Source organism: Aurantimonas sp. 22II-16-19i, from assembly GCF_002088275.1.
Lineage (GTDB): Bacteria > Pseudomonadota > Alphaproteobacteria > Rhizobiales > Rhizobiaceae > Jiella.
Window position 1 is genome coordinate 1 of record NZ_AQQS01000065.1, and the last position, 9,462, is coordinate 9,462.

Annotated in this window: 11 protein-coding genes and 1 pseudogene; 9 read left to right on the plus strand and 3 right to left on the minus strand. The window is 60.0% G+C overall.

What is annotated here, in order from left to right; genetic code table 11:
• Positions 1-833: 833 nt before the first annotated feature.
• From ATO4_RS26375 to ATO4_RS27540, 7 genes are all read left to right on the plus strand, one after another.
• Positions 834-1,571, plus strand: coding sequence for a Crp/Fnr family transcriptional regulator (locus ATO4_RS26375; RefSeq protein WP_210191153.1), 738 nt, complete (start codon positions 834-836; stop codon positions 1,569-1,571).
• An 89-nt stretch (positions 1,572-1,660) separates the two neighbouring features.
• Positions 1,661-1,903, plus strand: a complete 243-nt coding sequence (locus ATO4_RS26380) for a hypothetical protein (protein WP_083595070.1) — start codon at positions 1,661-1,663, stop codon at positions 1,901-1,903.
• Positions 1,904-2,131: 228 nt separating this feature from the next.
• Positions 2,132-2,383, plus strand: a complete 252-nt coding sequence (locus ATO4_RS26385) for a hypothetical protein (RefSeq protein ID WP_083595071.1) — start codon at positions 2,132-2,134, stop codon at positions 2,381-2,383.
• A gap of 77 nt (positions 2,384-2,460) precedes the next feature.
• Positions 2,461-2,739, plus strand: coding sequence for a hypothetical protein (locus ATO4_RS27535; RefSeq protein WP_139802722.1), 279 nt, complete (start codon positions 2,461-2,463; stop codon positions 2,737-2,739).
• A gap of 423 nt (positions 2,740-3,162) precedes the next feature.
• Positions 3,163-4,743: a PAS domain-containing sensor histidine kinase gene (locus ATO4_RS26390; RefSeq protein WP_083595072.1), complete on the plus strand. Its 1,581-nt coding sequence runs from the start codon at positions 3,163-3,165 to the stop codon at positions 4,741-4,743.
• Between the two features lie 135 nt (positions 4,744-4,878).
• A complete protein-coding gene (locus ATO4_RS28005) occupies positions 4,879-5,034 on the plus strand; it encodes a hypothetical protein (protein ID WP_176223194.1) in 156 nt (51 codons plus the stop codon).
• Positions 5,035-5,047: 13 nt separating this feature from the next.
• The gene (locus tag ATO4_RS27540; RefSeq protein WP_139802723.1) at positions 5,048-5,290 is read left to right on the plus strand and encodes a hypothetical protein; all 243 of its coding nucleotides are present in this window, start codon (positions 5,048-5,050) and stop codon (positions 5,288-5,290) included.
• A 110-nt stretch (positions 5,291-5,400) separates the two neighbouring features.
• On the opposite strand, the gene ATO4_RS26395 is transcribed toward ATO4_RS27540, so the two are convergent.
• Positions 5,401-5,937 (minus strand): MarR family winged helix-turn-helix transcriptional regulator, encoded by a 537-nt coding sequence (locus ATO4_RS26395; protein WP_083595073.1) that lies wholly within the window; start codon positions 5,935-5,937, stop codon positions 5,401-5,403.
• A 298-nt stretch (positions 5,938-6,235) separates the two neighbouring features.
• Here ATO4_RS26395 and ATO4_RS26400 point away from each other — a divergent pair.
• A pseudogene (locus ATO4_RS26400) lies at positions 6,236-6,403 on the plus strand (IS256 family transposase); the annotation flags it as partial.
• A gap of 129 nt (positions 6,404-6,532) precedes the next feature.
• Here ATO4_RS26400 and ATO4_RS26405 read toward each other — a convergent pair.
• Together ATO4_RS26405 and ATO4_RS28010 are read right to left on the minus strand one after the other, a co-directional pair.
• A complete protein-coding gene (locus ATO4_RS26405; RefSeq protein WP_139802724.1) occupies positions 6,533-8,644 on the minus strand; it encodes a calcium-binding protein in 2,112 nt (703 codons plus the stop codon).
• A 136-nt stretch (positions 8,645-8,780) separates the two neighbouring features.
• On the minus strand, positions 8,781-8,948 hold the full coding sequence (locus ATO4_RS28010) for a hypothetical protein (RefSeq protein ID WP_176223195.1): 168 nt from the start codon (positions 8,946-8,948) through the stop codon (positions 8,781-8,783).
• 71 nt (positions 8,949-9,019) lie between these two features.
• Here ATO4_RS28010 and ATO4_RS26410 point away from each other — a divergent pair.
• Positions 9,020-9,462 (plus strand): Rrf2 family transcriptional regulator (locus tag ATO4_RS26410; protein WP_083595076.1); only part of this gene is annotated, 443 nt, incomplete at its 3' end.

Sequence of the window (9,462 nt, forward strand, 5' to 3'; positions counted from 1 at the left end):
TTAATCCACTAGAACGGCTCCCGCCGGTCACATCGACGATCGGACCATCGACCCGTTTCTCGGCAGTCCGGCTGCCGGAGGCGGGAAAGCCGCCGCCGACCTCCCGGCAGGGGCGACGGCGGCCCTGCGTGGGCGGCCTCGTGCCAGGGCGATCCTTCGGCGCAGTCCTTTATCGGACAGGGCGCTTGGCGTCTCGCACGGCGCATGCTGCGGGCGGCGTGAAGGTTGCGAGGGCGCCATTCTGCGCGGCTGCCGTATATGCCGGGTACGCCAGCGGCGAAAGGCAGATAATTGCCAGGCGCGCGCGGATGACGCGGACGAGGAAATGAAGGCTGCTCGACTGGCGACGGATAAGGGCCGGTTTGAAAGCGACCGGAATGCATGGCATGGCTGGCGGACGGCGCACGGGAACGCGAGAGAGCGGCAGCTGAAATAGCCGGCTTAAAGCGTATTGCTCGGAACGCTGATAGTTCACAATGATCCAGCGGGTCGCTTGCCACGCAGCTAATGGTTTGTCGATGCCGAGTGGGGCATGACAACGATCGGAAGTCTCGCTGATTTCTGCGACCAAGGTGTGCCACCAACATGGCCCTGCCGCTAAAACCAATGCTGACAGCGATCGCGACGGCGAAGACCCGCGATGGGAAAGCTCTTGCGCGGCTCGGCAATTGAGACGAGAGGCGGATCGAATGATATGCCAAAGCTCGCGACATCCTGACGGACCCATAATTAGCCGTGCGCTGCTTCCCTGCCCATAAGCTCGCGGCCCGCCAGACGATCAAAATCGGTCTGGAAACGCGAGCTATGGCTGTGGCATTGAACCCGGAGATATGATGCCGAACAGCCCTGACCCGATCGAGATCCTTATCCGGAGACTGCAGCGCTCGGCAGGACTGGAGACGTCAGAACTTGCGGAACTGCGAAATCTTCCGGTTGATGTTCACGACGTCGCAAAGAACGAGACCCTCGCTCATGAGGGGGAGCGTGTCGAACAGTGCATCCTGCTCCTCGAAGGCTTCCTGATCCGCTTTCAGCACACGCGCGACGGCAAACGCCAGATCCTCTCTTTTTATGTTCCGGGCGACATTCCGGACTTACAGACGCTGCACCTGCCGACCATGGACCACAGTCTGGCGACGATCACGCCGGCGCGCATTGGTCGAATTCCTCACAAGGCGATGCGGGAACTATGCCACCGCAACCGCCGCGTGGCTGATGCGCTTTGGCGGGAAACTCTGATCGATGCCGCGGTTGCCCGCACATGGGTACGGTGCGTGGGGCGCCTGACCGCGCACGCTCGCGTCGCACACATGTTGTGCGAGCTCCATGCCCGGCTCGACGCAGTAGGCTTGGGCGAGGATCCTGTTCCTATGCCCATCACCCAGGCCGATTTCGGAGATGCGATGGGCTTGAGCGTAGTGCAGATCAACCGGACGCTTCGGGATCTACGCGAGGAAGGGCTGATTACGCTCCACCGGAGGGAGATGATCGTGCACGACCTGCCCCGGTTGCATCATGCTGCGGAATTCGATCCGCTGTATCTGCACCTCGACACCAGGCAGCGTAGATAGACAGCGACCGATAATCTGCCGTGGCAGTCGGATCGAAATGCACCCGGGGGCGTCTAATCGTTCAGCAGATTCATCCCCCGGAGAGTCGGATGCCTCGGTTCTTTTTCGACATTCAGGATCAGCACAGGTCGAGCATCGACGACATGGGCATCGATTGCGCGACGCTGAGCGCCGCTCGCGATGCGGCGATCGACGCACTCCCGGATGTGGCGAGGGACGTCCTTCCGGATGGGGACCACCATGTTATCACCGTGTCTGTTCGTGACGCAGGTGACAAAATAATCTTCATGGCATCGCTGACCCTGAAGGCCGGCTGGCTGGACCAAAACTGATCCAGCGCCTTCGTCACTCGACCTTGGCCCGCGCCGGCGGCGCGCGCAACAGGCCCAAGATCGACCGCGCGTCGTGATGAGCGTTCGTCATCGAATTATCGACACCGGAGAAATCGGCCGCACGATTGACCGTATCCGCCTTCGGAATGGATGGGATGTCGGCGCCGTCTTGCTATCGGAGAATTTCGCCCGACCTTGGCCCAGCGAGGGAAACAGGTGGTGCGGACGATGACAACTAAGACCTACTTCGTGGTGCAAGCGTTTGTGAAGACAGGCCGACGACTGGTCTCAGGACAGACGACGCAGGAAAAGACCGCCAATGAAGCAATGTCGAAGGCGGCGCGCTTGGCTGAGTCTAGCCGGTACGTTGGAGCGGTAGCGTTCGAACAGCTGGCCGATGACGAAACCGGCGAGACGATGGAAGAGCCCCGTTTGCTGTTCAAGGCCGGTGACGTTCCTGCAGAGTTCTCCGACGACTGAAGGCATTCAAGGCTTTCATTGCCCTCTAGACCCGGCGGGGTCGTAGCGTCGTGAACGCTGTTCTCGGGAGGCAGCCAATGGCATTCATCATCCGCTGGCGCCGCGATGCAGCGTTTAGCGCAGTAGGTTTCTCAGGACGCCGAGCGGCCGTCGACCGCTACAAGACGATTTGCCAAGAAATGCGCGCCTGGGCGAATTGGGCGGTAGCGCTCTACGAATGCCCACGCTCAGATGACGTCGACGCAGCGATCACCATTGTCATGGCCGGCGGTGGGCTGATTCTCGCCTACCGCGATCACCTTTCGAACGACGCTGCGATCCGCGAGTTGCGGTCGATACTTGAGAGAAAGCCGTGAGCTACGGAATGAGCATCGAGAACCTCGGCGCTTTCCGTGACCACGCCATGACGCTGTCCTGGCATTGAACCGCACCGGCTTTCCCGGAGACCGATTGGCTTCAGTCCTACGCGTCGATCGGCAGATACCTCGACTTTTAACGGGCGACGTCCGCATTCACGGCTGGGAGGAAAAACGCCCGACCAGACCTACCTCAACCAGCCGGTTCACGCAGCCGCGTAAACCCGGCAGACGATCTACTTATCAAGCCGCCGAGGCTGTTCAGACAAACCGAGCGATCTCTTACGGATGCTCGCTGCCTCTATCCGAATGGGATGAGCCGGTGGACACCAGCCGTTGGGTGCAGCATTTAGACGCTGAGCCCCGCGAGGCCGATCGCCGTCTATCGGGCGAGATGAGCATGGGCGCTGGGAGAGACTTCGGATGGAACAAGTTGAGCGGTTCGCATCGTCTCTGACTGAGGAGGGACGATATCGAATCCTGGTCGAAGCAGTCACGGACTACGCCATCTATATGCTTGATCCCGCCGGGATCGTAACGAGCTGGAACCCGGGCGCGCGGCGGTTCAAGGGCTACGAAGCATCGGAAATTCTGGGGGAGCACTTTTCCAGATTCTACACCGAGGAGGACAAGGCTTCCGGCTTGCCGAGCCGCGCGCTGCAGACTGCCGCAACTGCTGGCAAATTCGAGAGTGAAGGCTGGCGGGTGCGCAAGGACGGTTCGCACTTCTGGGCCTATGTGATCATCGACCCGATTCGTGACCCCAGCGGTGAGATCGTCGGCTATGCCAAGGTGACACGCGATCTCACGGAGCGAAAGGAAGCGCAGGAAGCTCTCGAACGGGCGCGAGAGGCTTTGTTCCAGTCCCAGAAAATGGAAGCACTGGGCCAATTGACCGGGGGCGTGGCTCACGACTTCAACAATTTGCTGGCCGCCATTCTCGGCAGTCTTGAGATGCTGCGGAAGCGGATCCCCAGAGATCCCAAGATGGTGGCCCTCCTCGAAAACGCAGTTGCAGCTGGCCGCCGCGGTGCCGCGCTGACACAGCGCATGCTCGCCTTCTCCAGACGCCAAAGGCTTGCGCTCGCCCCGGTGGCGCTTCCAGCTCTTGTGGGCGGGATAAGCGAACTTCTCCAGCGCTCGGTCGGTCCTCAAATCCAGATCCAGACGCAGTTCCCGCTGGCTCTTCCCCCGGCGCTGACGGATGCCAATCAGCTGGAATTGGCGCTTCTCAACCTCGTCATGAACGCTCGGGATGCGATGCCGGAAGGAGGCGTCATCACCATCCTGGCTCGTCAGGCGGAGATCCATTTCAAGCATGGAACGAGATCGTCGCCAGGCACCTATGTCTGCCTGGCAGTGGTCGACACCGGCGAGGGAATGGACGACGAAACGCTCACACGCGCGGCGGAGCCATTCTTCACCACCAAGGGAATCGGCAAAGGCACAGGGTTGGGCCTGTCGATGGTGCACGGGATTGCTGAGCAATCGGGAGGCTACCTGGTGCTTAACAGCCGGAAGGGAGAAGGCACCACGGCCGAGATCTGGCTTCCTGTCGCGGACGCGGCAGAGCCCTCCCCGGAACAGCCAGAGGATAGTCAAATGGCAACACCCGCGCCGGTTATATCGCTCACCATACTAGCCGTAGACGATGATCCGCTCGTACTGACGAATACGATTTCGATGCTGGAGGACATGGGACACCGAGCCCTGTCAGCGAGTTCGGGAGCGGAGGCGCTTCGGATCGTCCAGCTAGAAGCGGTCGACCTGGTGATCACCGATCAGGCAATGCCAAAGATGACCGGACTGCAACTCGCGAAAGCAATCCAGTCAGAATACCCGGACATGCCGCTGATCCTCGCGACGGGTTACGCGGAACTGCCGGCGGAAGCTGATGTTCAGCTGCTTATGCTGAACAAGCCGTTCTGGGAAGAGGATCTAGCCGCAGCGGTGACGACGGCGATCGAAAGGGCGTCAGTGCCCGCGTTCAAGACCAACGAGTAGAGGAGCGGACGTGATCTCCGAAATGACCGGCAGAGGCTTTGAGGGCGGGGGTTTTTATCAGTTCAAGGGATTTAAAGGTGACAAACTGAACATGGTCGTCTAGACGAGCAAAAGCGTTTTCGGAGACCGTTTCAGATGTTGCCGCATGAGATTGTCAGGTTGCTGGAAATTGGGGTGCTTTCGGCCGACGAAGCCCTGGAACTGGCTTTCTGCTGCGATCTGCCTGAGTTATTCGAACTTGCAGCGGATGGCTCGGCGGACTTTGTGGCCGAAACACCGAAGGCTGCGTGATCGACGGATCGGCATGAGCGACTCCGATGATGCTTTCGCGTCTCGCCACACGCCGACGCCTTTCAGCCTGAACAGTGCCCGTCTTTGCTCCGGTTTCACGATTGACGCGATTTCTGTCGCTACGGGGATCGCTCCGCGGAGGCTTTGGTCGATCGAGCAGGGCGCCGATCCGACTGACGAAGAGACTGAGTGTTTGCGCATCCTCTTCCGTGAACAATTAGCGTATATTGTTGAGCGTTCTGCCCTTCTCCGATGACTTGTTCATATGACAGCGCCACGCTTCGAATCCGACATGTCGGTTGAAATACCATGGGCCACTGGACGCAACCAAAGGGCGGCCGGGCGATGTACAGCCGTCCCTTCATCTCAACGAAGCCGTTTCAGCCGCTTCTTGAGAATATGGGAAATTCTCTCGAATGCTGCTTGTACGGCTTGAACGTCGTCTTGGAGAGATATTATCAATTGACCCTCAAGGTCATCCCTAATTTCAGACAGCATGCATTGCGCCTCTAAACCTGCCAATGTGATCCGCACCATAGTTCTTCGTCTATCACGAGAATCACGGATTTTCTCAATCATTCCTCTTTCGACGAGCCGGCTGATCATTTTTGAAGCAGTAGAAGGTCGAACAGCAAGTTTGTCGGCAAGGGTGCAAACGGTGATGGGCTCATCCTTATCCAAGGCGAGGAGGAGTTCATCCTGACCATTGTAGAAGCCTATTTCCGCTATCATTAGCTGTGTCAGGGCGCGGATGCTTTTTGAGATCGAGAACAGCGACGAAACGAGCCTTGGTGCATCGCTGGCAGTTTCAGGCAAAGTATTCAAACAGGCGGAGTCTGATGGTTCACCGGCCGGATGATAGACGAAACGAGACTTGGCCGCTGTTTCAGTCATCGCACGCATGATGATGCCTCTTTGCCGTTCTTTGGAGATGGGAGGGAGGGAATTCAGCAACCTCTTCCCTGCTCACATATGGCGACCGACTTGAATTGTTACCCAAGCCAGATCGTGTGCATGCCTCATCACTCGATACAGACCGCTTGCTATCCTCGCGTGTCGTTTCCCTGGTGGTGGTGGTGTAGGAGGCCGCGCGCGGGCCTTCGGCGTAGTGCCGTGCGCGGCCGACGGTGACGCTGGCGGTCATTGCCGATCTTCGAGAAGGTTCAGGTTGCGACAACTGGAACCGGAAACGAAGGCGACGATGATCGACAAGAGAATGGCGCTGCCCGAGCTGCTTAAGAAGCAGGCCGACAGCGACGTTGTTCGCGACATGCAGGCCTATGCGGCCGATCGCATCGTGGAGATGGAGGTGGAAGCGCGCGCCGACGTGGCGAAGGGTGCACGCTCGCCGGTACGCGAGGTGCAGCGGAAATGGCTTTCGGGAGCACGACGGGGGACGCGTGCGGGCCGTATCGCGCCTGGAGGCCCCCAGAGTTGATGCGAAAGAGCCCGCCCGCCCCTGAGGAGCGGCGGGCAATCAAGCTATCTGAGAACCAGTTCAGAATATGAAGTCGGTCGCGTCGAGATCACCGATGGCGACACCATTCAGCGTGATCGTGTTGAAGCCATCGGTGATGACGGCGTTGCCGCCGACCTGGCTGAGGTGATTGGCTGCGAGGTCGGCGAAGCTGGTGATGTTCGTCACGCCGGACAGGTCGATCTGCTCCGCGGCATTGAGGGCTTCGAAGTCGGCGATGACGTCCCTGCCGAAGCCGTTGGCGAAGATGAAGGTGTCGGCGTTGAAATCGCCCTGCATCCGGTCGTTGCCGTTGCCGCCGAAGAACTGGTCGAACCCGGCGAGGCCGCGCAGGTTGTCGTGGCCGTCGCCGCCATAGAGCTTGTTGTCGCCGATGCCGCCGACGATGACGTCGTTGCCGCCGGCGCCGCTGAGGAGCGTGGTGAAGGCGTTGCCGGTGAGCTTGTCGTTGCCGGCCCCGGCAAGGATGCGCTCGACCGCGAAGATCCGGTCGGTCCCGATCGGCGCGCCCATGGCGAAGTTCAGGGACAGGTTGACGTTGATCGCGGACGCGACGGCGCCGTAGTCGACCGTGTCGATCTCGGTACCGCCGTCATAGACGTCCTCGCTGCCATCGGCATCGCCGACGATGTTGTCATTGCCGGATTCGCCATAGACCTTGTCGGGGCCGGCGCCACCGCTGAGCGTATCGCCTCCGGCACCGCCGAACAGCATGTCGGCGTTGAAGTCGCCGTAGAGCTTGTCGAGACCGTTGCCGCCATAGAGGCGGTCGTTGCCGGCATAGCCATGGATCTCGTCGAAGCCGCCTTCACCATTGATGACGTTGGCGCCGCTGTTGCCGAGGAGCGTGTCGGCCCGCTCCGAGCCGGTGATGTTCTCGATGCCGATCAGCACGTCGCCCTCGGCATCGCCGAAACTGCCCCGGCCATTGGTCAGGTTGACCCTGACGGAGAGCGACCCTGCATAACTGGCCGTGTCGCTGCCAGTGCCGCCATTGAGTTGGTCCGCCCCGGCCCCGCCGATGAGGATGTCGTTGCCCGCAAAGGCGAACAGCCGGTCGGCCTCGGTGGATCCCTTCAACGTGTCATTGCCGCGGAATATCCGCTCGCTGAAATCCTGGCCGAAAAGATCCCGCGCCTCCGCAGCCGTAATTCCAACGGAACTAGCGGTCCAAAGGCCGGAATAGTACACTTCCGGGGTGACCGAATAGTCATGATAGTAATACTGATGATCTATCTGGGAAATAAACCCTTCGACTAGAAATACATTTCCTGTGCTCGCATCCTCTTCGAACTTGAAATCGCCGGTATAGATCGTATAATTTCCCTGATCGCCGTCGTCATAGCCGATCTGAATGGAATTCTCCGAATAAAACAGTATGTCTCCCAGCGAATTCAATCCAACGCCGGGATCGAACATGTTCGCGTAGAACGCATAGTGCGGAAGCGCATCCGTGGAGAGACTGTAACTCGTCGAGAAATTGGCACTCGCAACAGGCTTTTGCCCCGGCACTTGCTGGACGGCGCCCGGCTTGACGTAGAAATTGATCGTGAAGTAGTCATCCTTGTCGATGACTTGCCGCTGGTGCAGCGTCACCGGTTGCCACAACTCGCCCGTGGCGAAGGTTGGGATCCGCCCGTTGACGGTGATGACGTTGGGCGCGAGATACTCGCCCGGCGTGATCGCCAGACCGCTGTCGAAGGTGTTCGTTCCGAGCGGCGTGTCCGTGAGGTTCTCTTCCACCCCATGAACATGGGCGTAGGTCGTGTGGTAGACGTCGGTCGCCGGATCATCGATGTCGCCAGGACCTTCGACGAAGATGCCGAGCGCGCCCAGCGGACCGTCTTCGATGGGAACGCCGAGTTCATTGAAGAAATTGAAGGCCGCAGAGCCGCGCAAACCGTTGAGGCCGCTGTCGGCATTGTTCTCCGGCTCCAGAACCTGGATCGACAGGAGGCCGGCGAGATTGTTGAATGCCGCTACGTCGTAATGGATGTTGAAGACCAATGCCGGCTGCTGCGTGCCATCAAGGATCAGCGGCCCCGTCCCGTCGCCCTGGGTGAGGGTGATCTGGTCCGGCAGAATGAAAGTCCAATCACCATTCGAGCCTTGAACGACCTGAGTATGAGTCATCTTTTCCAAACACGTTTTGCTAAGGCCCCGGCGATTTTTTGGCAGATAAGCGTATGTTCCGCAACGGCCCGATGCAAAGGCGAGTACCGCCTATTCGGGATGAGCCAGCGGACGATGTTGTGAGGTCGTGATGCGATCAGTCTCGGCGGCGCCCCATCTCGTGACGCAGCTCCTCGATCTCCTTTTCGAGCGTCAGGACGGCGCAGATCTGATCCTTCACGACCTCGGTGTGTTGCTTCAGGGCTTCCATGTCGGCCCTGATCGCCGCCGTCTGTGCCGCAATGGCATAAGCCTGGCCGGTCACTTCCCCGGACAGCTCCTATGCACTTCCTAGAATTTCTTGCGCCGGTATCTTCGACGGCGTAAGCCGGCCCGATGCTTTCACAACGCGCGCGCTACGCCATCAGGGCCATGCTGAACATCGCGCCGCGGGCCGCCCCGGTCTCTGCGGCGACAGTCGCGGCCGAGGAGGCGATCCCTCGCAAATTCCTCGAAGCGATCCTCGCCGACCTGAAGAAGGCCGGTCTGGTCGAAAGCACACGCGGGGCGATGGGCGGCTATCGTTTCGCCAGACCGGCCGCCGAGATCAGCTTTGCCGACGTCTTGAGGGTCGTCGACGGGCCCCTCGCCCTTGCACCCTGCGCCAGCCGCACCGCCTATCGCCAATGCGACGACTGCCGCGACGTCGAGACCTGTGAGACCCGCAAGACGCTTCTCGCCGTGCGCGACGCCACAGCAGCCATCCTGGAAGGGCGCCATTTCGGGCTGTCGGCTGGTGACAAGGCGGGGGATACGCCACTGCCACTGACATCCGAGGG